Genomic DNA, 24340 nt, shown 5'->3' with positions numbered 1-24340 from the left:
CCCGAGAATATCGGTGCAAATCAAGAGAGTGAGGACCCAACATGTCGAAGATGCTTCCTGCAATCTTCTTTGGCCACGGAAATCCGATGAACGCGGTCCTAAATAATGCCTATACGAAAGCTTGGACCCGAATAGGTGAGAAAACGCCCAAACCCAAAGCCATCTTGTCTATTTCCGCCCATTGGTTTGTTCCAGAAACCGGGGTAACAGTGGCTACTTCGCCAAGGACGATTCACGATTTCGGTGGGTTTCCACGAGAATTGTTTCAGGTGCAGTATCCTGCACCGGGCGATCCGGCACAGGCGCACAGAGTTCAACGCCTGCATGTCCGCAAGATGGCATTTGATTGAGGAGGCTTCGAATGTACAAGAAAATCATGATCGCCTTTGACGAATCGGCCGAGGCGAAGCACGCACTCTCGATCGCTGTCGAATTAGCAAGGGTGTTGAAGGCGGATCTGCGAATCTTGACCGTAAGCGAGCCCCTTCCTGTCTACGCGGCATTTATGGACTCCGAATTGCCCGGAGCGCGCCAGGCCCTGCTAGAAGAACGTAATGCGTTTTATAGAAACTTGCAAAGTGAAGGGATAAAGCGTGCGGAGGAGCACGAAATCGCTGTGGAGGGAATTATTGTCGAAGGCGATGAAGTGCAGGCCATCATCGACCAAATCGCAAAGTGGGGTGCCGAACTTCTTGTGATCGGCCGGCGTCACCACTCCGGTACGGTCTCGCGTGTTTGGGGCGGTACCGTGCATAACATTGCGGAACGAGTTCAATGCAGCATTCTGGCAGTCTCCTGAGCAGGGCAAGAAGACCAAAAACTCTAGAAGTGATTTTTCTCTCCTTTAGCGGGGATGGCTCTCGAGCGACTCGAAGAGGCAACGAGCCGGCAGGGCGACGTATGGCTAGTTTGATTTCTTCTTGCCGAGGACTCCGCCGAGGATACCCTTTGCTGAACTGGCCACGCCCTTGCCAGTCGTACTACCCAGTCCTCCGAGGCCTTTGGCAAGGTTTCCAACTTCGGAACCCAAATCCGGCCTGAAGATTGGGTTTGAAGCTGTGCCCGTAATGCTGAACGGGATGCCGCCACCCGATTTGCCTTTGCCGAGAAGAGCGACCGGAGCGGCCACCACTCCTAACGCGCCTGTCAGATTGGCCGTCATCTTGCAATCTAGTTGTTGAGAGGCGGTCATGTTGGCGTCACCGGCGATCGTGCCGATCGACTCCACAACGAGCTTGAGATTTGCGGCGTGCGTTCCGCCCGGATCCTGGCGAAGATCCGCATGGAGCGATTGGATCACCGTATCCGAGTTGCTGCCTCCCTTGCCGAGAGCAGTGAAGGAAGACAGAGCTCCGAGCTTCGATTTAAGGTCGAATCCAGCGAGCTTCGCATTCGAAAGATTGACGGGACCGGTGATGACGAGCTTATCCACGGATCCGTTGATCGCGAGATTCAGGTCGAGGGATCCCGTCTGCAGCGAAGCGCCCGACGGCAGTGTAATCCCTGCCGCTGGCAGGGCTCCTTCCAGATCCGGTACCGACATTCCCTGACCATGCAATTGCATCTGCAGAGTTGTTTCGGCTTCTGAGGTATTGTATTCGCCGCTCAACTGTGCCAGTGCTTTCCCCACGTGTATATCGCCTTTCGTCAGATTACCCATGCCGTTTTTGAGATAGTAGGTCGTGGCGTAGTCAATCAATATTGGTACAGTTGCCGGTGATCCGCCCGCTGTGAACTTCAGTTTTTGCCCATTCAAGGAGCCGTTTAGTTTTGCTGATGCGCCGTCAGATGTGAGGTCTCCGTCGAGGTCGACGATCCCGGCTATGCCGGCCGCCGGATCCACGAAACCTGTCAGGGCCAAGTCGAGCTTCTCAATGTTCAGCTTGGCGCTAAGGGGCGTGAGAATGGTGTTCGTCACATTAATAGGGCCAGCCTTTCCGTCGAGTTTCAACGAGCCGTTCCCAGGTGTTTTGAGAGTCAATATAAAAGGAAACTGCGAAGTGTAGGAAAGATTTGAAGCTTCGAGTTCTACATTCTGGTAGGTGTGAATCTTGCCAGGAGTGCTCAGCGTACCCAAGTTCACGACACCGTTTGAGACCGTCAACTTATCGACAGAGATGGCGGGCACTGAAGAGTTGCTTGTCGCTGAAGATTTACCGGCGGTGCTTTGCGGCGATGCCGAACTATTACCCAATGTCGAAAAGTTCCAATCACCGGCTTGCGAGCGAATCAGCGATACTTGTGGCTCGGTAAGAGTAAACGACTTGACCTCGAGTTTCTTCGAGAAGATCAAGGGCACCAAGTCCACGCCCACGTTCACGCGCTTTGCTGTGACGAACGGTGAGTGGCTAAAAGCGGGATCGTCAGAAATGACGAAATCATCCACACGGACGCCGCCTGAAAACAAGGCGAGCTCGATACTCCCAATGGTTGTCGGACGCCCCAGAGCATTGCTCAATTGCGATTCGAGCTCAGGCTTGAAGCGATTCGCGTTAATGACGAAGGGCAAAATGAGAGCAATGAGCACCAGGATGCCGACAACGCTTCCTGCGATCACCAGAATTCGCTTCCTCATAGAAAACCTCCAACTGGGCCCTGACGGCATCATCATACTCCCGCGACGAGCAAGTGCTTAATCTTTGCACGGCGCCAGGTGAGCCGCTCGTGAGATTCCTCGTCAGCACTACCCCATCTCGTACGCGCGTCGTAACAGAACAACGCGTTCACGCAGGGGTGTGCAGTCGGCAGCATGTGTCCCAAAACCTATAGGTTGAATTACACCGCTGCAGAGAAGACAGGCTGTCGTCCCTGGCCTTGCGGATTCTTCAATCCTAGGGCGTTTCGAGGGATCTATCTCGAGAATCGCCAGTATTCGATTCTGGATGAGTGATTTGGTCTGTTGGCAACAACGGAGACTCTTCTGGCCGAAGGCGCCTTCACACAGGAAAGCAGCATCGCGCCAATTGCTGACGCCAGTCATCGGGCTACTTCACTCGATTATCTCGACCGGTCACAGAGGATGGAATCAGGGCGGCAGCCATACGTGTACCGGCGACCAAAACAGCCTTTGAAAAGGAAGGGTCATCGACAGCTCGAGAGAGTTGGAGTGTTCCGACAAGGAGACCGAAAAGCCCAATGGCAATTTCGCGCCCTTTTGGCCCCTCGGGAATATTCGGCAATTGCTTCTCTACAGCATTCACGAGCCTTTTGACCGACGCGGTGTAACTGTGGCGTGTGGTCCGCCCCTGGCGCGAAATCTCAGGAAGAAGCGCAGCAGAAGGACATCCGCTGTCGGCCTGGTCCCGATGTTCTTCTGACAAATAGGCGCGAACGATTTCCATCAAGCGCCCCGACTCAATCGCTTTCTCGAATCGCTGCCACTGCTCGTCGTTCGCCCGTTCGATGCTCTTCGCGATCATGTCTTTTTTAGAAGAGAAATGGGAGTAGAAAGCCCCATTCGTCAGGCCTGCTTCGGACATGATGCCCGCAACACCCGACGCCGCAATGCCTTGTTGCCGGAATCGATGCGCGGCAACCTCAAGGATGCGGTCATGCGTCGCGTCTTTATGACCCTTCTTATACCTCATGCGTTTTCTCTGGCTTCATTGTATCTGCGTTCATCATGACTGCAGTCCTATGGGGGCGGCAGAGTAATGTATCCCGTAGACAGCGAAGGTGGATTCACGATGCCTTGGCTGGCACGAGAGATCTCGACGCCTTCCACAACTGCTTATTGATAAAGCCGGGAGCCAGTCGGCTCAGGAGCGCGAGCATCTTGGTCTGTCCCGGATGAATCTCTAGCGAGCCGGATTTCAGGGCCGAAAAGGACTGCTTCACAAGATTCTCGGTGCTCATCACACTCGCGCCACCCTCCACAAGTTCTGTCGTCATGTCTGTCTTCACGGCAGGGGGCATGATCTCGACAACCTCTACGCTGTTTGCTTCCAACTGGAAGCGAAGCGAAAGCGTGTACGAATGAATCGCTGCCTTGGTGGCAGAGTAGATCGGCGCGGCCGGCAGTGGCACGAACGCCAGGCCAGAAGATACGTTAATCACCGTGCCCTTATTCGCCACGAGGACATGGATGAGCGCCGAGGTCGTTCGAATCACTCCACCTACGTTGATATTCACCTCCGCCATCAAGCCGTCTAGGTCAGATGCCGATGCCCTAAGGTTCTTGTACAGTAAAATGCCCGCGTTATTCATCAACACGTCAAGCCTGGGGAAGTCGTTCTCTACGCGTGCCGCGAGGGCAGCAATTTGCGCAGGGTCTGCGACATCGCTTTGGATGGTGTGGAGTTTCGGGTATTTCGCCTTTACCTCGTCAAGCACCGACTGGCGCCGACCGGTGACAATGACCTCGTTGCCGAATTCCAGGAACTTCAAAGCAAAGGCAAGGCCAATACCTGAAGAGCCGCCCGTGATGAGAATGGTGCGACCAGTGAGTTGCATGCGAGTCCTTTCGTACCCTGAATCAGAGCAATACGCATAAGATTATGACCGTACTACAATAGTTTCAAAGAATTATTGAGACCCCATCGGGCTCCTTTTCACCCGTGATCTGCAGTTATCAAATGCGGGATCTTTTGATCAGGCGATGTTCGGATCTCAATGAGTGGAAAATCATCAAATCACTCGTCGACGGCAGATTCGTACCGGAATGTCGGCTAGTGTTTACGAATCCAGTCCACCTGCTCGTAAAACCGCCTATAGGCTCAATTGAAATCTGGAAAAGACGAACTTTGTCAGAAGATGAATAGGCTTAGAATTTGGATCATATCCGCTTATGTACGCACGTCTTGCCGAGGAAAATGGCATCATCGGACTTGGTTTTCGCTGGGGAAATCGCGTGACGGTCCCTGATTCGCATTACCTGAGTTACCGATGTGGGATTGAGTTCGCGCTGTGGAGGCATATCGTTTGTGTAGTGCATGGGTCGGCAAGTGTTGGAAATCTGTGCACCACGCAAAGGGCCCGCTTAACGGCGGGCTTTTTGCGTACAGCTGGAACCTGGGGCCGGTAGAGTGGGCTTTGAGGTGGAGGCCCTATGAGTCAGCGCTTTGTCCGGGCCTTAGCATCGGTGGTTTATAGAGGCGCGGAGATCGTTGCAGGTCTGCCGTACTTCCTGATCGCGGTGTGTGTGTGGATCGCGGAGCGCTTTGAATCAAAGGACGATCGACAGACCTGAAGAAGACGGTCTGGAATTGGTACAACGTACATGGTGACGTCTGTCAGGTTCGTGATTCCTGCTCGAGATCGCCGAGCTCGGAAGAATACTTGCGCAACATTTCAATCGTAGAATCGAGATGCTCCGCCCATGTCTCGCGGGAATCTCTGTCTATTTCGCTGGAGGAGGAGAGCCTGAGAAGCTGGCGTTTCTTGGTTTCGAGATGATTTACCCTGTCTCTCAGAAACTCGATTCGACGTGCCTTATATTCCATGCATCGATATCAAGACAGCTCCACTTCTATGTCAAGTGCATAATCATGAGTCGAGTTGTATCTATGGTTCTTTTCAGGGCTTGTCGGAGAGTGATACGTTTGCTTGCACCAGCGCTGGTGCTGAGTACGATATGGGCAAGAACAGTTGCGCCGAGCAGAACCGGACACCAACTCCCGTGCCGCGTTCATTGTTCATGGAACTACTCCTCAATCGATGGCTCTGGGTGTCAATGGCTGGGTTCCTTTTGTTGATGTACGGAACTTCATTCATGTTCAACCGTCAGTGGGATCATCGGGTGTTCCATCCGTGGGCTATTGTCGTTGGCGTCGCCCTCGTAGTGATCGCCTTCATGAAACAAAAGGGCGATGGAGAAATGGAATGAGACGATATCGCTCGAAGCGAGCAGGTACCTCAGAGCAGGTCGCGGCGGTCTAGGGCGGCGGCTAGGCGGCGGACTGGATCGGCGAGAGGATAGAACGCTCGTTATCTGACCTGGCGGTGTTGTCCCTCTGCGCTGCGCCTTCTTTTTATCTATGGCTTTTTATCCAGGTGGGTTGTATCAGTGGCTCTCTGGGGGCGCGGGCACCACTTGAATTCCAACATATGCTCGGCGGATTCGAGCTGAGCAATGCGCTGGCGAAGAATGCGTTTGAGCTCGGCGAGAGCCGTGGTCTCGGAGTCGGAATCGGCTTCAGCTTTGCGGAGTGCGTCGCGCAAAGCGTCAAGCAGGGAGCGATCGGGCTGGATACTCATGCGGCTCGTGTATGCGGGTCGGAGAACCCCGGCAAATCTTCGTTGCGTAGTTGCAGAATGCGCTGGGTCAGGGTTTCTTTGAATTCCAGCAGGCCGGGAAGATCAGGATCGAGGCCGGGGGTTTCCTCGATGTGATCGAGAATTGCGGAGAGCGTGTGAGTAAGAAAAACGGTTGTGATTGCCCTCATCGCTGCGTACCTTCAAATCTCTGGTGTAGTGGCCGCGGTGCTCTGGAGCTCGATCAGCTTGAGCAACGCAGCCTCTATCACCTCTAGGCGGTAATGGAGAAGCCGGCTAACGTCTGTATAAGGGCGAATGGTCGGCTGTTCACACTTGTTCTCGCCCGGAAACACCACGCGAGCCACGAACATAACACTTGCTGATTTGGCCCACATGATTGAAAGATGGTGCCATGACTTTGCAGCGCAGAATGTGCGCAGCATCACAGCAGGTCGCGGCGGTTAAGGGCGTCGGCTAGTCTGCGGCGGGCGGCGGAGAGCATGTATTGGAGTGTCCTGATGCTGCAGCCGAGGGTGGCGGCGGTGGCGGCGTGTCCTACTCTGTCGCGATAGGTGAGCACCAGGGCGTATTGGTGCGCGGTGTCCAGCGTGGCTAATTCGCGCTCGAAATCGATCACTCTTACGTTGCGGGCGTCGGCGTCGGTCTCTCCAACCGGCTCGGGTGTAGCGGGTGGTGCGTCCGCATTTGAGGGCGGTGCGTTCTACTGCCCAATGCCAATCCGTAAGACTTGGAACTGCCGTGACAGGGCAGCCGCCTTTCTGTGTTTAATTGCAGCAGCCTACTGGCTCTGTGCCCAAGAGCGGCCTATCACAAAAGCGATTCCATCTTTGCCGAGCACTGGGGGGTATATGTCCTTTTTATCTAGGTTTGCGCCAAAAGCCAGCGAAACTGCCGCAATATTTTCTATGAGTTTACGGTCGAGTTCGGGATGTTGGTCCGACAAGTCTTGCACCAAGGTAAAAAACGTCTGTTCAGAAGGATTGCCGAATACTCCACGTTTCATCGAAACCCATCTGTTGTACACCATAATTCCCGGGGGCACAAATACCCCACGAGTGCTGCAGGGAGCGGGGGCAGGGATAGACCAACCGCGCCTGCGCAGAACTGTAACTAGCTTCTGCGCAAACAAGGCAGTTGCGTTCCCTTCGCCGCAGATGCTTGACACCCAAACGATTCTTAGAACTTTGGGACTGAGCTTATCGAACATACTTGGCTCGAAATCTACATTCGCTGCCCTCGCTGCGAGAATCAGTTCCTCGTACTCCACTTCATCGCGGAGTTTTGTCGCTGAGGCTGACGCCGCAGAGGCCCCATCTGCCGCTGCAATTGCGGATTGTTTCGCGTCTCCGGCCTCTTGGGTCACCAGTGCGACAAGCTGGTCTGAATCTGATCGCAGGTCCCCGCTTTTAGTTCGTAGTTGCGCATCTATCCTGCGCAATTGGCTGTTGATTAAGCCGATTTCTACGCCGACTATCAGTTCGCCAATAATGCCTCCGGATACCAGTGCAACGCTGAGATATTCGGCTATTAATCGGTTGCGAGAGGGACGAAGCGTTCGGTCTACGCCTAAAAATGTGAGTGCCCAGGTTTCTGTGTCTTCACGATGCTCATGCCAAATGACCCAGAATTCTAGTAGGACGCCAATTACGACTAATGCGGTAAAAACCCAACTCCAAGGTTCCCAAGATGCGGACGAACTTGCCAACATTTCAGATCGTTTATCCAAGGCCGATATGCAGCTTTCTAAAGCTGAGATGGATCTCTCCAACGCTGAGGCATCTGAAGGGAGGTTAGAGGCGGATTGGATCAAAGGCGCGGCTATCACAGCAATCGCTCTTCTCTGTTTACTTGTGTTTCGTTGTTTTCGTTGCCATAATCCTAGCAGGGCAAAATGAGTGAACCACCTAAAAACGAAAAGCCTCCGTCGCCCGAACATCGGACATTTACGAGGCTTTGTCTTTGGCGCTTTCTTTTTCGAAAGCCGAGGCTCAGAAACGCATGAACCGAATGAAGTCCGAAAAGGTTTCTCGCTATAAGCGATGGAAGTGCGTCCCCGCAAAGTCACAGTCCTAACTGGGCGCCACCTTGCCAGTCAGCGCCGCATAAGCCTGTCTCTTCCCTGAAATCTGCGACGCTGCCAGCATGAAACGATCCCCGTCGTTTAGGAGATTGTCTTTGATCGTGCGATTGCCAAATCTTAAAACTTGCTCCGCAGATAGCGATCAAGTGGAACGGTTCGACAGCCACATAGGTGCCGCGAAGTATCCTCTTAAGCAGCGACCAGAAATTCTCTATTCCCTGAGTGTGAACGTTGTGCTATTCACATATTTCTGAGACCGTTTTCTGAACATGAAAATCACTTTAGAAGGGCCATTGAGTTCATTTGTTGACTTCAGGACGATGCTCTCATTGCCAGCAGATTATCCGCGGTTGTTGGGATTAATCCCCAAAGCGCCTTCTGATCAGCGTAATCGAAGGGGAGTAGTTCGTTCCGGTGATACATCTGTGGTGGGGTAGGAAACCCACTTCTCAGAATCAAGATGTGTTGCACCCCACTACTGATGCGGGAGTGCCATCCTATTTAGTAGTAGCTTCACATATCAAAGTCACCTCGTGCAGATCGTGGGGTGAGTGGAGAGTCCAGAATGCCTTCTCGGAAATACGCTGCCTATAAGGCAGCCGATCCCTACTTCAGTTTGGTCCGGCGTGCACTGGGTGACCTTGTGGATGGCAAACACTTCTTTGACACCGTCAGCGACGACACCATCTACGAAGTCCTCTATGATCTCGGCTGGCCTCGCGTCATTCGGGGACAGACGAACCTGATGAATGCGTTCAGGGGTTACGTCAGCATCATCCACCTGCAATCCGCAGATAACTTGGTTGTCCACTCAACGGACGCAGGCAGTGCAATCGTCATCGAGTATGAAGTCCATGGAGCAGTCCTCGCGACAGGGGGACAGTACAACAATCGATTTTGCTCAATCATTCATATCGAGAACCGGAAGATTTCGCATTGGAGAGACTACATGGACTCCCACGCAGCCTGGAATGCATTGTCGCCGCCGCCCATTCATTGAGGGGAGATCACAACGAAAAGAATCATGACGGTTGCGGCTCAGGTTCCCAAGTCGTAATGGGACCATTTAAATGCGCATCGCGCCCTGCGTTCGTGACTCGCCAGCAATGTCGGAATTTCGGAACACTGGCCGACATTCCGGTACTAATCTGCCGTTGACGAGTGATTTGATGATTATGCGCAAGTTGAGAAAGCTATAACGCTTCAATCGGAAACAATCACTTGTCCGAGCAGCCGGTTTCACAGCCACTTTGAATTTCTCGCACACCTCTGCCCTGTCACGCAGGGGGCCGCGGGTTCGAGTCCCGTCGCTCCCGCCAGAATTTCAAACTTAGGACGAGGGTTTTGCGGCTTAACGAGCGAGAGTCGTTGAGTAACACGGCGGTTTGTCGCTCATCGAGATCACAGCTGACGAGAACGGTGTTTATCGGGATCGACTGTGGTCTTCCAATCCACGTTTGAGGTATTCCCCTGGGCTGGCTCCAACCACCCGCTTGAAGGCCTTACTGAATGCAGCATCGGACTCGTAACCGACTAATCGAGCAACGTCGACGTGCTTCTTGTCACGTTGTTCGAGTAGCTGCATCGCCTTCTGCATCCGCCACTCGGTTACGTATTCCAACGGTGTCTGTCCGAGCAGATCTTTGAAACGCAGTGCGAATGCGGAACGAGACATGCCCGCTGCTTCGGACAGAGACTCGACTGTCCATGGCGCGCCGACACGATCGTGAAAGGCAGTCAGGGCAGTGCCGATGGGAGGATCGAAAACGGCGCGAAGCCAACCTTGTTTGCGTTCCGGTTCCGACGCGATATACGCCCGGAGCACCTGGATAAAGAGAACCTCGGCGAGGCGGGTCGCGACGATTTCAGACCCTGGCACCTGGTCTGCCATCTCCGACGCCAGAGACTGCATAGTGTTGTGAAGAGCGAACGTGCGTGCCTGATCGGCCCTGATCAGAATGAAATTTGGTAATAACTGAGTGATGGGTTTCAGGCTGGCGCGGTCGAAACTAAGAGACCCACACACGATGGTCGTTGGTGCGCCGCCGCCTCCGCAATGAGCTACGTTGCTCGTGGCCTTGGCCGCGACCTCACGAAAAGTCAATTTCGGCGATGTGCGAGGGCTGTCGCGCATGACGATCGAGGTGTCACGGGCGAGCAAGATGAAATCACCACCGGTGAGCGGAATCGCCTCCGCAATGCCCTCAACGTTGAGCCAACAATTGCCACGCGAGAGCATGGCGAAGTGCGCCAATTCTGTCGGTGGCCGATTCTTGCCGGTATTTGGTGCCTTCTCTTCGTTCTCCGCTCCTCCACCTTTGAGTCCCCATGGGGCGGTGGCTTCGAGCCTGTGCTGACCGAAAGCGGTTACGTGTAGCGTGCGAAAGACATCTGTTATCGGGTCCAATTGCGGCCTCCTTGTTTGGACGAATAGACAAAATCTTTGGACTCCTGGGCAGTTCCCGTCCGTCTCATGAGGAATCTACTCCCATGTATCGGATGTTATGCGATTACGAAAAGGAGCAAGTATGGGAAAGCTTGGCGGAAAAGTTGCAGTCATCACAGGCGGAAACAGCGGGATTGGGTTAGCCACAGCCAAGCGCTTCGTTGAAGAAGGCGCGCACGTTGTAATCACCGGTCGACGCGAGAAAGAGCTGAAAGAGGCCGCAGCCATCATTGGGAGAAACGTCACGACGGTCACTGGCGACATAACGCGCCTGGAGGATTTGGACCGGCTCTATGCCATCGTGAAAGAGAAACACGGGCACATCGACGCACTCTTCGCAAATGCCGGCTGGGGTGAAGTCGCACCACTTGGGGCGGTTACCGAAGCTCATTTCGACAAAACCTTCGATTTAAATGCGAAGGGAACATTCTTCACCGTGCAGAAGGCCATTCCCCTCTTCAAAGATGGAGGCTCGATCATCCTGAATACTTCGGTCGCAAACGTAATGGGATTGCCGACCTTTGCTGTCTATGCCGCGGCTAAGGCGGCTGTGCGCAGTTTCTTGCGTGCCTGGGCCGTGGAACTGAAAGACCGCAAAATCCGTGTGAATGCGGTAAGCCCCGGACCAATCGAAACTCAGGCACTTGAGAAAGCTGGCATCCCCCCTGAAATGCTCGAACAAGCGATAGCAGGATTCGCTTCACAGGTTCCGCTCGGCCGCAGAGGCAAGCCCGAAGAAATCGCGGCAGCAGTTGCATTCTTCGCCTCTGATGAAAGTTCTTACATTACCGGCGTCGAGCTCGCCGTCTCTGGCGGCATGGCGCAGGTCTAATCGCGAGTCCTGCGGCGGGCTTTCGAGGACGGCCAGTCGCGGGACGACGCTTCTCAAACTTTTGGTTCTCACACAAGATCGGAGACACACTATGAACTATGCCATTGTAGGATTCGGCAAGATCGGCCAGGCGCTGGCCCACGCATTTGCGCGTAAGGACATGGACGTGACGGTCGCAAGCCGCCGCTCGCCTGCGGAGCTGGAACTCCAGGCTCGTGCGATTGGGCCGAAGGTTGTTGCCAAATCGCTGGAGGAAGCGCTCAAGGCCGACATCATCTTTCTGGCGGTCCCGTTCGGCGAGCATCGGAATATTGCGAAGGCGCTGCCGAGTTGGGAGGGCAAGACGATCATCGACGCGATGAATTCATTTCCCCTCCCACTTGAGGAGCTGGACGGTCTCCCGTCGTCAGCGTTCGCAGCGAAGTCGTTCGCCGGCGCCAAGCTCGTGAAGGGCTTCAATCACCTGGGTGCGGCCAAGCTGGCGACCGATCCGAAGGTCGAGGGAGGATACCGGGTGGTGTTTTTGTCGAGCGACGATGACGATGCGGTCGCTCCCGTGGCGGAGGTGGCTAAAGAGCTGGGCTTCGCACCCGTGAAGCTGGGCAAGCTGAACGAGGGCGGATGGCTTGTGCACGCACGCGGAGGCACCTGGGGGCACCTGATCTTTCAGGATGTGTTCAAGAAACAGCAGTAATCGGTTTGTGATTGCGTGATTGCGGCCGAGAGAGATGATTGCGAAGGGTTCCATTCATGCGGACGCACTTGACGACAGAGAGGAGAGATTCGATGAGCAACGAAGAAAATGTGCAGGTTGTAAACAATTTCTTTGCAGCGATAGGGAGCGGCGACAAGCAAGCACTGCTGGCGCTGGTTGACGAAGGCATTGAGTGGATCATCCCAGGCGAGGACTGGCCGCTAGCTGGAACGCATCGTGGGCACGCGGGTGTGGCGGCTGTGCTGCGCAAGGCGGCCGAAGAAATAGAGATGATATTCCCGAAGCCTCCGGAATTCGTGGTGCAGGTAGGCCGGGTTTTGGTCGTTGGAGTCGCTACTGGGAAGATCAAGGCCACCACTAGGACGTTCAAGGACGATTGGGTCTTCGACATCACCGTTCGAAATGGCAAACTGACAAAAATCCGGGAGTACATCGACACCCAAGCCTTGGCGAAGGCTTCGGCAGGAAGAGTGCAGTGAGAATCGTAGAGACTGTCGCTCGTTATCTGCTGGGCATCATGTTCACTGTATTTGGACTGAACGGCTTCCTAAACTTCATTCATCAGCCTCCGCCGCCGAACCCGTTAGCCTTGCAATTCTTCATCGCGATCTCTGCATCCCACTTCTCCGCTTTCTTCTTCGCTGTCCAACTCGTAGCGGGATTGCTTCTGCTCTCTGGATACTTCGTACCGCTGGCGCTCGTCCTCTTGGCTGCTGAAATCTTTAACATCCTTGCCTTCCATTTCACGATGGCACCAGCAACGATCGGTCCAGGCATCCTCGCCGCCGTCCTGTGGGTATTGGTCTTTCTGCAACACCGACCAAGCTTTGTTGGAATCCTGAGCGCGAAGCGGTTCAATCAGGTTGACACCGAGTAATGCGGCGAAGGAACGCGGAGAGCTCTGATAAAGCAGGGCTTTTTCGATCGCACCTTGGCCCTGGACACTGACCGTCTCGGAATCGGCTCTCGAGTTCAGGCCAAACCGCTCATTGACGGCCGATTATGAGCGATTGTCGCGATTCCTCCTGAAAAACGCCCTAGGATTGAAAAATCCTCCAGGCCAGGGTCGACACCCCGTCTTCTCTGCAGCGCTGTAAATCAACGTATACGTTTTGACACGGCCGGATCGTTGAGATCCGGCCATTGATTTTGTGAGATTTATGAGGCGGCTTTTTCGGAGGCTTTTGTCACACCACATATATAAGGTTGCGATTTTACGTTGGAGGAGCCGGCGGGTCTTTGAGAACGCGTTGCACCGTTGCCGTTGAGATGCCATGTTCTTTGGCGATGGCTCTGATGCTGCGGCCGTGACAGCGATCGCGACGGATTGCTTCGCGGTCCAGCGTCAGCGGAGCTCGACCGATGCGGAGACCTTCCAAGCGTGCCCGGCGCATGCCGGCGCGGACCCGTTCGACGATCAGTCCACGTTCGAGTTCAGCGATCGCGGCGATGATCACGACGATGGCTCTTCCGAGCGGACCGCCGGTATCGATGTTTTCCCGGAAGCTCAAGAACTCGACTTCGATTCTGCTTAACTCGTCGAGCACTTCAAGGAAGTGCCGGGTGGAGCGGGCGATGCGATCGCATGCCCAGACCATGACGACGTCGAACCGGCCGCGGCGGGCATCGGTCATCATCTGATCGAGGCCTGGCCGTTTTGCCTTGGTGCCGCTGATCCGGTCGACATACTCATGCACGATCTCATAACCGCGCTGTGCGGCCATCTGGTGTAGGTCGTGTAATTGGGTCTCGGGATTTTGATCGACGGTCGAGACCCTCATATAAAGGACGGCGCGTTTCACTTGCGCCGTCCCTTTGGAGAGTTCTTGGCGACGTAGTCCTTAATAAACTCCATCAGCACGTCGGTCATGTTGAGGCCCTGCGAAGCAGTGGTTGCCTTAAAAGCGTTGTGCAACTCGATGGGAACATTGAGATTCATGCGTTTCAACTCCGGTTCTTCGGCTTTCTTGATCTTTCTCACCCCCTCTCGGAGGTGAGTTTATCTGGTTATGAGTAATGGACGCTACCGGGGGTGTTCCAGACCGGGTCGCACAACAGAAGCATCTCGGCCATTGCATCCCACGGCATGGCCAGGGCATCAAGGATCAACTGCATATGACTGATGGTGTCAGGGAACCACTGTCCCTCCTCAAGAGCCTCCCAGTCAGAGGACTCCATGCAGGCCAGCGGGGCTAACTCCGTGATCGAGCATCCCCGGGCCAGACGGGCGCCCTGGATGAAGCGGCCGAACAAGCGGGCCGAGGCGTAGCGGCGATATTCGGCGAAAACGGCAGGGGAAATGGGTGCAACCTTCATACTGTGTCTCCGGATGGACGGCCTTCGGGGAATCAGCCGCCGGGATTGATAATACACGATGAGTATATACTCAACTAGGATTTAGAGTCAAACCCCCACAGATGAAAATGACGAGTATCTTTCAGGGCTGCCGCTCTGAACTCAAGGACGTAAACCCCGAAGACTATCCCGACATTCACAAGATGGCGATCCTCGCCGACATCGCGCCCTACTCGCGCGAGTACAACACCTTCCGCCAGAAGGTGGGTAAAGAAGCCCAGGGCAATACCGAACTCGAGATCGAATACCAGCGGATCCTCGATCGTGTCCGTCAGACCAAGGACTCTGTCGTTCGCATGGAGAACTGCCGCTTCACCGCCCCGGTCGACGAGATCGAAGGAACGGTTGCATCCGTCTCTCCAGCGGCATCACCCTGAAGGGATTCCCCGGCCGCAAGTTCCAGTTCTCATCCGTGGGCATGAGCGCTGCCGACATGTCGGCGCGGATCCTGGGCGAACAGAATAATCTGACTCGAGCAGAGGCGGCCAAAGACCAGGGATTCTCGTCTTTTGCCCTGTTTCGGCATCATCGAAAACCACTACCGTAAAGAGAGATTATATCTATGTATCTCCCTATATATGCATAGCTTATGCTGGATATCCATGGGCCATAATTGTCCAATTTGTGTCGGATTTCCCGCCGGCGCACATCAGGCCTGCGCACCCATCAAAAACTGCGCCACATTCACTCCAGCATCGGATGAAAACTGCGCCACAGGATCCTTCACATGAGCATTATTGTCCGGGACTCCGTTCGTTATTTTGGGCCGCCAGGTTGCCAACCCTTATGCCTGATTGCTCGTTTGAATGTCTGTATTGCTGAACTGTCCAATGAAGATCAAAAATGCAGCGGATTGAGGCCAATAAGAGAGTCGGGTGAATCGCGATCAAACGTTTGGATTTTCCAGAGCTAGTCTCGCTTGGTCACGTTTTCTCGCGATATTCGAATGTGCTCCCTGCGGGCATGCTCAGCGAATGCTTTACTCAGGGATGGCTTCACATCCGGGGGGATTCCTTTCCGCAGACTGAGCACAGTTTGATATGAATTTTGGAAACAAGATGAGGACCGATGCCAGAATCAGCCATGCGAAAAGTCTACGACGGCGGCCCTCTTCCACCTGAAATGTTTTTGGTTGTATTGCTTACTGTGCGAAAGGCGGCTCCTTTAGAGCGAAGCCTCACTGCCGGTTTGGGTCAGCAGTTCGCGCAACTCCTAAAAGTCTCAACTGTCTACTATCCCTAGAGACATGTCCCCTACTTTCCACGCGATAATCTGAGACCGCTTTACTCAAGCCGCGATAGCGTTCGACCATCGCCGGATTACAGACGTGGCTGTCCTCTGCATGCTGAAGGTCTGCCTCACGGGCGCTCTGCGCGATGGTTTGAAGGCAGCGGGGACAGATTGAGCGGAAGATACCATCATCGCTGCAACGATACGCCAATAGGAAACGTGTTGGGTTTAATCCGTACACCTGTTCCTCTTCAATTAAAGGGATTCTGTTTAGAAGAGTGTGGCCCTAGAAAGGTGAGGTGGCAATGCACAAAAAGTAATAGTTACGCGCTGACTGTCGAGCGGCACTCCCCTTGCAATCATCGCTACTGACTTGATTCACTTACGAAGCGCCAGCACAGAAGCAAAACGGTGCTTGGCGCGAAGCCGGAGCGTGATTTCCCTGAACAGGTCTGTCTTACCTCCCATTGCAGGGAGTATTCTGAGGTCCGTTGGACTGCGCGAGGTCAACTGAGTTGAAGACAGCGTGTCTCCTTTTTCTGGTGAGCATGTCGGCGGCCGCAAAGGCTCCTGGAAACGTGATCAATTGCGATCCGGCTGATGCGGAGCATTGCAAGGCAACGATCATCGAGGGCAAACCCATGCGCGAACTGGTCCATGAAGGCACGAGCGTCGCAGTCGGGAAACCAGTGGCCACGGCCGAGGGAGACTACCGGATCTTCGTCCAGGTGAGACAGGTTGGACCCGGCAAAGCAGAGGTAAGGCCGAAAGATTTCTCCGCGCTCTATTCCGATCAAGCGCACACGCGGTTCGCGTTTTATGACAAGGCGGCGGAGATCAATCAACGTATCCGCGAGGCGAACCGTGCTCAACAAACCAACGGAGGCGATGAGTTGGATAACCCGAGGCGGCCCACCGGTTCCGGTGCGGCGCAAAGCACTGGCGGCAGCAGCAAGGCTGCGAAGCTGGGACGCCTGAGAAAACCGGATCCGAATGAGGTCGCAGGCAGACAGGATGAGACGACCGGCTTACTTCGGAGTGCGCCACAAGCGGGAACGATTGTCACGCCCGAGGAGTTGTATTTGAGCCAGAGCACGCTTCGCCGGGGCGATTTTGCCGAGGGTTTTGTGTATTTCAAAAAGCCGAGGCGATCGAAGGTACATGTCGGCCTTAGCGATCCGCTTTGCGAGATTAACATCCCGGTGAATGGCATCGTGTTCAGGTTCAAGTAGGGAACTGATGATCTGTGGACAGCACGCGGGGCCATATTTCTCATCATTTCGTTGCGTTCTAGTCGTTGCTTCTCTGGCTTAAGGAGACTGAGCGTTGGCAGGAAAGAACAAGTAGAAGCGGCTGGAGTTTACTTCACAATATTTAGCCAGAACGCAAGTTTCTGCATTCTCACGATGACGGCTCCTTGAGATTGCACGAGATTCAATGTATGGTTTGAATTTCAGGGCACTTCTATGGTGGCGCCAGCATCTGCCGACATGCTTGGTATAGGTTTGGCCAATCGCCTAAATCGACGATAACCACAGTCTCCCGCGCCGACGAAAGCGCCGAAAGGTGCAATTGAGCCACATTCGCTATGCATATTCCAGGATCGTATATTCTTCTGATATTTCTCACCCTGTTCGCTGCGGCGATCCTTCTCCTATTGCACCTAACCAAGCTCGGTCTGCTAATCCACCAGAAGATTCCGGACCAGCCGCATCGCCGGCTCTTTCTCGTTTCGGTGAGCTTTTTTATCACTTTTCTTGCGGTACGGCTATTGGTGGCGTCGATCACGCACCACATTGGACCATTCGGCTACGTTGAGATGGGTGGGAAGCACATCCACCACCTGGTGTGGGGCATTCTTCTCTTGCTTATTTCCGGCTATGCGGACCAAGCGGAGATGGGAATCGGGGAAACTACAGTCGCCATTTTGATGAGCCGCTTGCTGGCGCTGAGTTTTGGGATTGGCGCAGCATTGACGCTGGACGAATTTGCACTCTGGTTGAACTTGGATGCCGCAGCCTATTGGTCGAGTCAAGGTAGAGAGAGCATTGACGCCGTTGTGCTTTTCGGGGCTCTGCTAGCGATAGGAACTTGGGGCGCTCCTTTGTTTCGACGGCTGGATCGACCCGGCAACAAATCATCCCGGTAGGCTGGTGCGGGAAGGCATCCGATTTTGTCGCCGTTTTTGACGCAATTCCAAGTGCTGCGCGTGTTACCGCCAACCCGAAAGTAATCCTAAAATTGGGTCATGTCTGGATTGGCCACGATCCAGTTGGAACTAAACAAAAAACCTTTTGAGCCCGGCTCAATGCGTGGATTGGGTCGAAGTAAACGACTCAAGCCAGAAGTGAACTTCTTGGATTGGATATGCAACAACAGGTCTCGCCAACTCTCTGAGGTTTGGGTGCTACATCAACCAGCGCACGCCTATTTAGGTTGACAACTGACCTCTCCCGCGCCGACCATGTCGCCACGTCTCAAGGAGCACCGACCTCAGTCGCTAGTTTTTCATCGCCCTGTGGGCTCTTGTGCGACGCTGGGCTCACTTCCCGCAGAATGCATGTCGGGTTCGATAACCCGGATCGTTCACACTCTCCAACCCGTAACCGCGCACCTGCATCCGCCTCACTCTGTGCTGCTCGTCCGCCAGGCCGGTACTGCTGTCGTTAGCGCGCTCATTAGCTCAGGAGGGCTTGCCACATGAAAGACCGCAACATCCTTTCCCTTGCGCTGTCGAGTCTCTTCGTCGTATCCGCCGCCTTCGCCACGGCCCAGGATTCTGGCCCAGGAGCGCCACCCAATGTCCTGGTCATCCAACGCGAGTACCTCAAGCCTGGTAAGTCCGGCGCCATCCACGTCAAATCCGAAGCCAACTTCATTAAGGCATCGAACGATGCAAAATGGCCCACCCACTACATTGCCATGGACTCTCTCTCCGGTCCGACGCGCGCTCTTTTCATATTTGCCTACGACTCCTTCGAGGCCTACGGCAAGGACCAGGAAGCGCAGAACGCCAACGCTAAGTATGCCGCAGCCCTCGACGCCGCTAATCTCGCCGACGGTGAACTGCTCACCCGCTACGACAGCCAGGCGTTTGTCTACCACCCCGAGATGAGCTTGCACGCAGCCGTCGATGTCCCCCACCAGCGTTACTGGGAGTTCACCTCATTCCACGTCAAGGCTGGCCACGATGCGGAATGGAACGAACTGGTGAAAATGTACGTGGATGGCTTCAGCAAATTCCCAGACGCTCACTGGGCTATGTTCGAAAGCAAATGGGGCGAAAACAACGGCGGCCTTTGGGTCATCATCAATCCTATGCGCACGCTCGGCGAAGCCGATAAAGGAATGGCAGACGGCAAGGCCTTCTTTGCTGCACAGGGCGAAGGCAACATGAAGCACGCCGGCGAACTCGCCGCAGCCTGCATCGAATCTGTCCAGACCAATCTCTTCGTCGTCAACGCAAAGGAGAGCTACGTTGACGCCGGCTGGGCCAAAGCCGCCCCCGAAATCTATGGCCAACCGTAGCGGAGACCGTAAGTGCGGGCGAACACAGATTGGCTCGGGAGTCGCATGGCTCTCCGGCTTGATTTGGTCCATCAACATCCGTGACACCGCGAACGGAAATCACCCGAAGTGATCCGGCACGGCTCTGATTCGTCTCGAAAGGAGATCGATGAGCTTGCGCAGAACTCGCGCCTGCTGACGAGCGGGGAGCCGAATCAGACGTTCCGGCTGGCAATGAAATAACCCTCGCGGATAGTGGCACAATATGGCAACTGAAATCGAGCGATATGGAAGCTAATGTCGAACAAGACGCTGTAGTTATCCACTGGAAGCACTGGGAATGTTGAGCGAAGCCGAACATTTCGGGCGGACCACCGCCAATCCGGACATAACTCAAAACAGGGTCATGTCCTCCTAGCTCCCCAGTTCGGCTATGGTAGCGTAAGGCGCTCACCGTGGATGGGTGCAGCGGGAAAGTCCTGCTGGATCTTTCCGTTAGGGTCGTAAAAGCGGGCGCTGAGTGTACCGGCGAAGGTGTTGCCTTTGACCTGGATATCGAACAGGATTTCGCCGCGGCTGACAAACTTGTGGGTGCTGCGGTCGGCGGTGATCTCCATCCACTTGCCGCGGATTCGGCTGCCCTCAGCGATCCAGATGCCTTTGCCGTCACTGTCACTAGCGGTGGGGTCGCCAGCGTCTGGGTTGGCCTGCTGCATGGTGCCATCGGCGTTGAATACATACATGTGCTGATGGAAGGGTGCGCCGCTGTCTTCGACAAACCAAGTTCCTACGATTGCATTAGGAGTGCTGCGGATGGTCGATTCGCGGCAGCCGAGGATCGAAGCTGCCGCTAGTAGCAGGATGAGCGATCGGAGGATTGTCTTCAAGCGAGAAGTCTAGCGTTCAAGCCACTGGACCGGCAATTCGGAAGTAATCCCAAAACAGGGTTATGTCCGGATTGCCCACGACTCAATCGCAACGAGGGTCCGGGACGCCGAAAGAAAATCCTACGTAATACCAGCACAGGATGCAGTTCGACTGCAAGGGGCACAACCAGACCATAAAGATGGCCTATCTTGCATCGGCCACAATTCTCACATCATCCAATACCTCCGTAGAACGTTACAGAATCTAGAGGCAGATTTTTTCCCCACCGATCCTGCCGTGATCGAATTGAAGCATATCTTGCTTCGCCGCATTGCTGACCTCGAGAAGCAAGCGAATGATCGAACGGACGATGACCACCCCGACGCAGCCTAAGGTGTGATAAGGGGCATCCGTGAGGCGCACGGCTGAGCTAACGCGGCATCTGATGCCCATCATTGACAGCCCATTCTTTGCTATTTAAGTTCCACCAAATCCGCACCAAGATGGTTTTACAGATCTTGTATGCAAACCCTGACAGTTCTGACTGCGCTCGTGGAGAAGTATGCCGCTGGGATCGCAAACCTGAACCTAGACGGTGACGAACTGGAGGAGTACAGCACCGTGCTCCTGCGGTTGCAGAACCAAGTGGAGACGGGCGAACCTAGCGAACGAATTGTGAAAGAATGTCTGGCATATCTGGAACGGTTCAGGACACGGGCTGCCTAGGCGAATCACGTCTTCTTTGACGTTGGTAGCACATTCGTGCTGAGGTCACTTATATCCGCAGCCGCCGTTCGCTTGGACTGGTGGGCACTTAACGGAGCCGAACGAGCAGAACACACAGCAGTCTCCGGGATGAGGTCGAAGAACCAGCTTGCAGTTGCTGCACTCGTAATAGAACTGGCACTCATTCGTGGGCATTGTTTCCTGTTTGGCGAAACCACAATGCGGACAGGTCAGCACGGACTCAAGACTGTTTTTTTTCATCGTCTCTGATGCTTGCGTCACCAGCCTCTGACCACAACGACAGTTCAGTCAACGCCTGACGTGCAACTCTGACCTCACCCGCTAGGATGAAGAGCACGGCTTGCTGCATCTTTGGCTCTGTCCTTAACAAGTCGTTAAAGGTGATCGAGCTTAGCCTGCAGATCTCCGTATCCGAACTTGCGGTAGCCGTCATTGAGTAAGGCTGGTTCCCAACTATCGCAGGAATGCCAAGCAGCGAAAATTGACCAGCTCGAATCCTTACTTCCTTGCCTCCCGCTTGCATTGTCAAGCTGGCCTCACCGGCTTTAATCAAGTACAAGCAGTCAGCTGGTTCCCCTTGGCTGAACAGAATTCCGTCTCGTGGGATGAACTCTGCAGACCGGTAAATAATCGTATCGACCAGATCATGGTCGGCAATTGTTTCCAAGGCGGGAATCGGCATCGATCCATTACACGGCAGAGACGACGCGGCGAATGTGATCTGGATCACTTGGCAGGTCTTACGAGCGCTGTTCCCGAATTCGACGCCATCTTGAGCTTTTGGAAACAGCCGCTACATAGCACGGGCCTTTTCCCGGTCGGCGTGAATGGGACAGTCGTTTCGATTCCACACTCGAAGCACTTCACTTGTGTTTCAACTATCGCCCTTCTGGCATTCCTTGATACCTTGCATTGCTTGCAACGTTTCGGATCGTTGTTGAATCCCTTGTCCGAGAAGATCTGCTGTTCTGCTGCCGAAAAGACGAATGTTTTGCCGCATTGACCACACATCAACTCTTTGTCAAGAAATTCCATTAGCCGTCCTATGTGAGAGCAGGTAGCGAATTACCGGGTGATTGAGTTCAAAGTAGACTTACAAAAAGAGGCAGAATCACGCACAGAAAGTGGCAGCATCTTGTCTTCGTGCTGTTCCTACATAATGGCTGCGACCCTACCTCAGAAAGTCTATTGACGCTCATCAAAAGGCCAGCCTTTTCTCTGCTGAGGGCGTTGCGTTCAAAGGTTGGTCTTCGCACCGGAATTTTCCAGTCTGACTGAGAATGAAAGACCTTGGCATCCTCAGAGGTTCACTCAGCTTAGGCCAAGTTCGGATCGTGATGTGTGATCTAGATCACATCGCCGACACAAATCGACGACGCGATGCGCGGAGACATGGGATGGGAAGCAACTGACCATCGATGAAATTCAAACTTCGCCCACCGGCAAGAAGTCACAATGGCACGAAACTTACTCCAACATCACTTCCACGTCGTTTCTGCAAGTCGGCGAATCCGGTGAGATCGGCGGCCCGTTCAAGAAGGTTGTGACTCTTCGCGGAACTCGATTGATCGCTAACATTTGTTGTTGGATAACTGCATAACCGCGAGTAGCCGCAAAATTGGGTTATTTCTGGATTGCCCACTAACCAGCCGCAATAGTGTCAATAGCCATGCGATAGCTGTCAGGACCACTTACGGCGCTTTGTTCCGGAAGCTTTTTTGCGCCGCCCTGGTCGAGATGAGGCTCCATAAATTCACGGCACCAAGGGGGCGACCATGTGGTTCCAGACCGCACTGGTTCCGATTGCGATCGCAAGGACTGATGCGATCGTGATCCCGACAAAGCCCATCAAATACCGCCGATTTGCAGCCCTGGTCATCGCCCATTGCAGCAGAAACAGAAAGGCTCCGAAGACCAATGCGGGTCCCATAACAAACAACGGCGGACTGAAGGCAAAGGGTTCGATATAGGGGAATCGGCCGATTGCGCCCGAGATCATCGATAGCGAGGCCAGCAGCATCATCGGACGGTGAATTTCTGGTCGGCGCCGATTGGCCAGCCCAATTCCCGCGAAAGTCCCGAAGCAAGCCATCTCCATCAGCATCGTCGCCAGGAAAGCACGCGGCCCCCCGAGGGGTGCATAAATCTCGGGTCTGAAGCGAGCAGATAGCACTCCCCCAACCGACCCCAGAATCACGATGACCGGGACCAGTGCAGCCCCTACCCAGCCAATTACTTTCATGTGAAGTCGCCGGTAGCCGCCCAGTATCAGCACACTCTGCACAAGAAACACAACCACCCAGCTCGACATGGCGATCCCGTGAACAACGATGAGCGGGAAAATCTGATGGGTCAACTCACCCCACGGAGCCTTGCCGTGCAGATAGAACCTGCGAAAGCCACCAGCCGTGAAAATCAACATCATGACCGCGGCGATCACATAAAAAAGCCGATCCTGATCCGCGATTCTACGTTCCGTCTTCTGCACCTTCGGCACAGCTGATGCGACGGGCACTGTTCCCATGCGAAGAACCTCACTAAGTGAAATCTTGTCCTTGGGCCTGAAATGCGACGCCCGGAGAAGCCAGCGGGCCTGAGAATCGAGGGAGATGCTGGATTCTACACCCAGTTTCACTTGGCAATACAGTGTTTTATACTCGCCCACAGAGTTAATAAGGGCCTTCGATCATCTCCGATACGTCACAAGCACCAACGTCGCGAGTTCCACGCTTCTGGCGTGATTCGGGAGGTGAGCGGCGACGTGGCGGTTTCGGGGTTACTTCCCAATTGACCACAACACACTCTGAACGCCCAAACTCCGATTTAGACGCACGGTATCCGGCATGAAAGGTTCTAGCCGGGTGTCCGGATTCCGCGCCGCATCATGTCAATGGATTTGGCAAGGCGGGCAGAACGGGTCTCCTGTTTTTTCGCATCAGCTATCCATCGGCAATATTCCTTGCGATTCGTGAAGCTGAGCGAGTCGAAGAAGTCCTGGACACCGTGCTCTCTCATCCGGTCCGCGAGATCGGCAGGAACTTCGACACGGCGTTGACCGTCATCCCGCCAGACCTCAACGAGAACTGTGTCGCCGAATTGCTTGCCAATCTGCTCACGGATCACTTTCAAGATCCCTAGCATGTGTTGCGCTCCGCCGCATTGCGTCAGGGAGCCGGAATAGGCCAAGCCATCAAAGGTAGCCTTGACTGGGACCCTGCCTTTTACCCCGAACTCCTTCTCGACGTCATACGGGAAGATGACGAATGCACCGCCACCTGGACCGGCCTCAATTATCGCGGTGAAGGAATACTTCATAGAAGGCATTATCATCGATCCTGCGACCCA

At 54.4% G+C, this 24340-nt stretch carries 31 protein-coding genes; 14 read left to right on the top strand and 17 right to left on the bottom strand.

Annotation, left to right across the window (positions count from 1 at the left end; translation table 11 throughout):
• The first annotated feature begins 41 nt into the window (after positions 1-41).
• On the top strand, positions 42-350 hold the full coding sequence (locus tag P8935_RS16240; RefSeq protein WP_348261345.1) for a class III extradiol ring-cleavage dioxygenase: 309 nt from the start codon (positions 42-44) through the stop codon (positions 348-350).
• An 11-nt stretch (positions 351-361) separates the two neighbouring features.
• Positions 362-799: a universal stress protein gene (locus tag P8935_RS16235; RefSeq protein ID WP_348261344.1), complete on the top strand. Its 438-nt coding sequence runs from the start codon at positions 362-364 to the stop codon at positions 797-799.
• Positions 800-904: 105 nt separating this feature from the next.
• On the opposite strand, the gene P8935_RS16230 is transcribed toward P8935_RS16235, so the two are convergent.
• From P8935_RS16230 to P8935_RS16220, 3 genes are all read right to left on the bottom strand, one after another.
• Positions 905-2575 (bottom strand): AsmA family protein, encoded by a 1671-nt coding sequence (locus tag P8935_RS16230; protein WP_348261343.1) that lies wholly within the window; start codon positions 2573-2575, stop codon positions 905-907.
• A gap of 409 nt (positions 2576-2984) precedes the next feature.
• Positions 2985-3587 (bottom strand): TetR/AcrR family transcriptional regulator, encoded by a 603-nt coding sequence (locus tag P8935_RS16225; protein WP_348261342.1) that lies wholly within the window; start codon positions 3585-3587, stop codon positions 2985-2987.
• Between the two features lie 94 nt (positions 3588-3681).
• Positions 3682-4452 (bottom strand): SDR family NAD(P)-dependent oxidoreductase, encoded by a 771-nt coding sequence (locus tag P8935_RS16220; protein ID WP_348261341.1) that lies wholly within the window; start codon positions 4450-4452, stop codon positions 3682-3684.
• Between the two features lie 595 nt (positions 4453-5047).
• On the opposite strand from P8935_RS16220, the gene P8935_RS16215 reads away from it, so the two are divergent.
• Together P8935_RS16215 and P8935_RS16210 are read left to right on the top strand one after the other, a co-directional pair.
• Positions 5048-5188, top strand: coding sequence for a hypothetical protein (locus P8935_RS16215; protein WP_348261340.1), 141 nt, complete (start codon positions 5048-5050; stop codon positions 5186-5188).
• 384 nt (positions 5189-5572) lie between these two features.
• Complete coding sequence (locus P8935_RS16210; protein WP_348261339.1) at positions 5573-5824, top strand: hypothetical protein; 252 nt, start codon at positions 5573-5575, stop codon at positions 5822-5824.
• 149 nt (positions 5825-5973) lie between these two features.
• Here P8935_RS16210 and P8935_RS16205 read toward each other — a convergent pair whose 3' ends face one another.
• From P8935_RS16205 to P8935_RS16190, 4 genes are all read right to left on the bottom strand, one after another.
• Positions 5974-6195, bottom strand: a complete 222-nt coding sequence (locus P8935_RS16205; RefSeq protein WP_348261338.1) for a hypothetical protein — start codon at positions 6193-6195, stop codon at positions 5974-5976.
• Positions 6192-6383, bottom strand: a complete 192-nt coding sequence (locus P8935_RS16200; RefSeq protein WP_348261337.1) for a hypothetical protein — start codon at positions 6381-6383, stop codon at positions 6192-6194. Before P8935_RS16200 ends, P8935_RS16205 begins: the two co-directional genes overlap by 4 nt.
• 254 nt (positions 6384-6637) lie before the next feature.
• Entirely contained in the window at positions 6638-6832 is a 195-nt protein-coding gene (locus P8935_RS16195) for a sigma factor-like helix-turn-helix DNA-binding protein (protein ID WP_348261336.1), read from the bottom strand.
• Positions 6833-6994: 162 nt separating this feature from the next.
• Positions 6995-7942 carry a hypothetical protein gene (locus tag P8935_RS16190; protein ID WP_348261335.1) on the bottom strand — a complete coding sequence of 316 codons (948 nt, stop codon included), beginning with the start codon at positions 7940-7942 and terminating at the stop codon, positions 6995-6997.
• A gap of 919 nt (positions 7943-8861) precedes the next feature.
• Between P8935_RS16190 and P8935_RS16185 the strand changes: the two genes are divergently transcribed.
• The gene (locus P8935_RS16185) at positions 8862-9296 is read left to right on the top strand and encodes a limonene-1,2-epoxide hydrolase (protein WP_348261334.1); all 435 of its coding nucleotides are present in this window, start codon (positions 8862-8864) and stop codon (positions 9294-9296) included.
• A 423-nt stretch (positions 9297-9719) separates the two neighbouring features.
• Here P8935_RS16185 and P8935_RS16180 read toward each other — a convergent pair whose 3' ends face one another.
• On the bottom strand, positions 9720-10703 hold the full coding sequence (locus P8935_RS16180; protein WP_348261333.1) for an AraC family transcriptional regulator: 984 nt from the start codon (positions 10701-10703) through the stop codon (positions 9720-9722).
• A gap of 121 nt (positions 10704-10824) precedes the next feature.
• Here P8935_RS16180 and P8935_RS16175 point away from each other — a divergent pair, with 121 nt between their 5' ends.
• The 4 genes from P8935_RS16175 to P8935_RS16160 all read left to right on the top strand — a co-directional run bounded on the left by P8935_RS16175 (position 10825) and on the right by P8935_RS16160 (position 13166).
• The gene (locus tag P8935_RS16175; protein WP_348261332.1) at positions 10825-11574 is read left to right on the top strand and encodes a glucose 1-dehydrogenase; all 750 of its coding nucleotides are present in this window, start codon (positions 10825-10827) and stop codon (positions 11572-11574) included.
• Positions 11513-12268, top strand: a complete 756-nt coding sequence (locus tag P8935_RS16170; RefSeq protein ID WP_348261331.1) for an NADPH-dependent F420 reductase — start codon at positions 11513-11515, stop codon at positions 12266-12268. Before P8935_RS16175 ends, P8935_RS16170 begins: the two co-directional genes overlap by 62 nt.
• A 92-nt stretch (positions 12269-12360) precedes the next feature.
• Entirely contained in the window at positions 12361-12768 is a 408-nt protein-coding gene (locus P8935_RS16165; protein WP_348261330.1) for a nuclear transport factor 2 family protein, read from the top strand.
• Complete coding sequence (locus tag P8935_RS16160; RefSeq protein WP_348261329.1) at positions 12765-13166, top strand: hypothetical protein; 402 nt, start codon at positions 12765-12767, stop codon at positions 13164-13166. The genes P8935_RS16165 and P8935_RS16160 overlap by 4 nt, the downstream gene beginning before the upstream one ends.
• Before the next feature lie 337 nt (positions 13167-13503).
• On the opposite strand, the gene P8935_RS16155 is transcribed toward P8935_RS16160, so the two are convergent.
• Genes P8935_RS16155 through P8935_RS16145 form a run of 3 tightly spaced genes read right to left on the bottom strand, consistent with a single transcriptional unit; the run spans position 13504 to position 14605 of the window.
• The gene (locus P8935_RS16155; RefSeq protein ID WP_348261328.1) at positions 13504-14091 is read right to left on the bottom strand and encodes a recombinase family protein; all 588 of its coding nucleotides are present in this window, start codon (positions 14089-14091) and stop codon (positions 13504-13506) included.
• A complete protein-coding gene (locus P8935_RS16150) occupies positions 14088-14270 on the bottom strand; it encodes a plasmid partition protein ParG (RefSeq protein ID WP_348261327.1) in 183 nt (60 codons plus the stop codon). Before P8935_RS16150 ends, P8935_RS16155 begins: the two co-directional genes overlap by 4 nt.
• A gap of 26 nt (positions 14271-14296) precedes the next feature.
• Positions 14297-14605, bottom strand: coding sequence for a helix-turn-helix domain-containing protein (locus P8935_RS16145; protein ID WP_348261326.1), 309 nt, complete (start codon positions 14603-14605; stop codon positions 14297-14299).
• Positions 14606-14712: 107 nt separating this feature from the next.
• Between P8935_RS16145 and P8935_RS16140 the strand changes: the two genes are divergently transcribed.
• From P8935_RS16140 to P8935_RS16125, 4 genes are all read left to right on the top strand, one after another.
• Complete coding sequence (locus P8935_RS16140) at positions 14713-15021, top strand: hypothetical protein (protein ID WP_348261325.1); 309 nt, start codon at positions 14713-14715, stop codon at positions 15019-15021.
• Between the two features lie 1368 nt (positions 15022-16389).
• Positions 16390-17106, top strand: coding sequence for a hypothetical protein (locus tag P8935_RS16135; protein ID WP_348261324.1), 717 nt, complete (start codon positions 16390-16392; stop codon positions 17104-17106).
• A 356-nt stretch (positions 17107-17462) separates the two neighbouring features.
• A complete protein-coding gene (locus tag P8935_RS16130; RefSeq protein WP_348261323.1) occupies positions 17463-18023 on the top strand; it encodes a hypothetical protein in 561 nt (186 codons plus the stop codon).
• A gap of 551 nt (positions 18024-18574) precedes the next feature.
• Positions 18575-19402 (top strand): hypothetical protein, encoded by an 828-nt coding sequence (locus tag P8935_RS16125; RefSeq protein WP_348261322.1) that lies wholly within the window; start codon positions 18575-18577, stop codon positions 19400-19402.
• 410 nt (positions 19403-19812) lie between these two features.
• On the opposite strand, the gene P8935_RS16120 is transcribed toward P8935_RS16125, so the two are convergent.
• Positions 19813-20268: a hypothetical protein gene (locus tag P8935_RS16120; protein ID WP_348261321.1), complete on the bottom strand. Its 456-nt coding sequence runs from the start codon at positions 20266-20268 to the stop codon at positions 19813-19815.
• A gap of 502 nt (positions 20269-20770) precedes the next feature.
• On the opposite strand from P8935_RS16120, the gene P8935_RS16115 reads away from it, so the two are divergent.
• Entirely contained in the window at positions 20771-20974 is a 204-nt protein-coding gene (locus tag P8935_RS16115) for a hypothetical protein (protein ID WP_348261320.1), read from the top strand.
• A 45-nt stretch (positions 20975-21019) separates the two neighbouring features.
• Here P8935_RS16115 and P8935_RS16110 read toward each other — a convergent pair whose 3' ends face one another.
• From P8935_RS16110 to P8935_RS16090, 5 genes are all read right to left on the bottom strand, one after another.
• On the bottom strand, positions 21020-21235 hold the full coding sequence (locus P8935_RS16110) for a GDCCVxC domain-containing (seleno)protein (protein ID WP_348261319.1): 216 nt from the start codon (positions 21233-21235) through the stop codon (positions 21020-21022).
• Complete coding sequence (locus tag P8935_RS16105) at positions 21216-21677, bottom strand: Crp/Fnr family transcriptional regulator (protein WP_348261318.1); 462 nt, start codon at positions 21675-21677, stop codon at positions 21216-21218. Before P8935_RS16105 ends, P8935_RS16110 begins: the two co-directional genes overlap by 20 nt.
• Before the next feature lie 44 nt (positions 21678-21721).
• Positions 21722-22006 (bottom strand): CxxC-x17-CxxC domain-containing protein, encoded by a 285-nt coding sequence (locus tag P8935_RS16100; protein ID WP_348265347.1) that lies wholly within the window; start codon positions 22004-22006, stop codon positions 21722-21724.
• A 742-nt stretch (positions 22007-22748) separates the two neighbouring features.
• Positions 22749-23519, bottom strand: coding sequence for a hypothetical protein (locus tag P8935_RS16095; RefSeq protein ID WP_348261317.1), 771 nt, complete (start codon positions 23517-23519; stop codon positions 22749-22751).
• A gap of 329 nt (positions 23520-23848) precedes the next feature.
• Positions 23849-24319, bottom strand: coding sequence for a YdeI/OmpD-associated family protein (locus P8935_RS16090; protein WP_348261316.1), 471 nt, complete (start codon positions 24317-24319; stop codon positions 23849-23851).
• Positions 24320-24340: the final 21 nt, after the last annotated feature.

Source organism: Telmatobacter sp. DSM 110680, assembly GCF_039994875.1.
GTDB lineage: Bacteria > Acidobacteriota > Terriglobia > Terriglobales > Acidobacteriaceae > Telmatobacter.
The sequence above is the reverse complement of the archived record's forward strand: the minus strand, read 5'-3'. Positions and strand labels throughout refer to the sequence as shown.

Bases quoted from the DNA above. Each gene is read 5' to 3' on its own strand.
- P8935_RS16235 (WP_348261344.1), top strand. From the start codon at position 362: ATGTACAAGAAAATCATGATCGCCTTTGACGAATCGGCCGAGGCGAAG.
- P8935_RS16145 (WP_348261326.1), bottom strand. From the start codon at position 14,605: ATGAAGGTTGCACCCATTTCCCCTGCCGTTTTCGCCGAATATCGCCGC.
- P8935_RS16205 (WP_348261338.1), bottom strand. From the start codon at position 6,195: ATGAGTATCCAGCCCGATCGCTCCCTGCTTGACGCTTTGCGCGACGCA.
- P8935_RS16105 (WP_348261318.1), bottom strand. From the start codon at position 21,677: ATGCCGATTCCCGCCTTGGAAACAATTGCCGACCATGATCTGGTCGAT.
- P8935_RS16130 (WP_348261323.1), top strand. From the start codon at position 17,463: ATGCATATTCCAGGATCGTATATTCTTCTGATATTTCTCACCCTGTTC.
- P8935_RS16225 (WP_348261342.1), bottom strand. From the start codon at position 3,587: ATGAGGTATAAGAAGGGTCATAAAGACGCGACGCATGACCGCATCCTT.
- P8935_RS16215 (WP_348261340.1), top strand. From the start codon at position 5,048: ATGAGTCAGCGCTTTGTCCGGGCCTTAGCATCGGTGGTTTATAGAGGC.
- P8935_RS16175 (WP_348261332.1), top strand. From the start codon at position 10,825: ATGGGAAAGCTTGGCGGAAAAGTTGCAGTCATCACAGGCGGAAACAGC.
- P8935_RS16220 (WP_348261341.1), bottom strand. From the start codon at position 4,452: ATGCAACTCACTGGTCGCACCATTCTCATCACGGGCGGCTCTTCAGGT.
- P8935_RS16100 (WP_348265347.1), bottom strand. From the start codon at position 22,006: ATGTGTGGTCAATGCGGCAAAACATTCGTCTTTTCGGCAGCAGAACAG.
- P8935_RS16140 (WP_348261325.1), top strand. From the start codon at position 14,713: ATGACGAGTATCTTTCAGGGCTGCCGCTCTGAACTCAAGGACGTAAAC.
- P8935_RS16240 (WP_348261345.1), top strand. From the start codon at position 42: ATGTCGAAGATGCTTCCTGCAATCTTCTTTGGCCACGGAAATCCGATG.
- P8935_RS16210 (WP_348261339.1), top strand. From the start codon at position 5,573: ATGGGCAAGAACAGTTGCGCCGAGCAGAACCGGACACCAACTCCCGTG.
- P8935_RS16125 (WP_348261322.1), top strand. From the start codon at position 18,575: ATGAAAGACCGCAACATCCTTTCCCTTGCGCTGTCGAGTCTCTTCGTC.
- P8935_RS16165 (WP_348261330.1), top strand. From the start codon at position 12,361: ATGAGCAACGAAGAAAATGTGCAGGTTGTAAACAATTTCTTTGCAGCG.
- P8935_RS16185 (WP_348261334.1), top strand. From the start codon at position 8,862: ATGCCTTCTCGGAAATACGCTGCCTATAAGGCAGCCGATCCCTACTTC.
- P8935_RS16115 (WP_348261320.1), top strand. From the start codon at position 20,771: ATGCAAACCCTGACAGTTCTGACTGCGCTCGTGGAGAAGTATGCCGCT.
- P8935_RS16110 (WP_348261319.1), bottom strand. From the start codon at position 21,235: ATGAAAAAAAACAGTCTTGAGTCCGTGCTGACCTGTCCGCATTGTGGT.
- P8935_RS16230 (WP_348261343.1), bottom strand. From the start codon at position 2,575: ATGAGGAAGCGAATTCTGGTGATCGCAGGAAGCGTTGTCGGCATCCTG.
- P8935_RS16095 (WP_348261317.1), bottom strand. From the start codon at position 23,519: ATGGGAACAGTGCCCGTCGCATCAGCTGTGCCGAAGGTGCAGAAGACG.
- P8935_RS16170 (WP_348261331.1), top strand. From the start codon at position 11,513: ATGAAAGTTCTTACATTACCGGCGTCGAGCTCGCCGTCTCTGGCGGCA.
- P8935_RS16200 (WP_348261337.1), bottom strand. From the start codon at position 6,383: ATGAGGGCAATCACAACCGTTTTTCTTACTCACACGCTCTCCGCAATT.
- P8935_RS16090 (WP_348261316.1), bottom strand. From the start codon at position 24,319: ATGCCTTCTATGAAGTATTCCTTCACCGCGATAATTGAGGCCGGTCCA.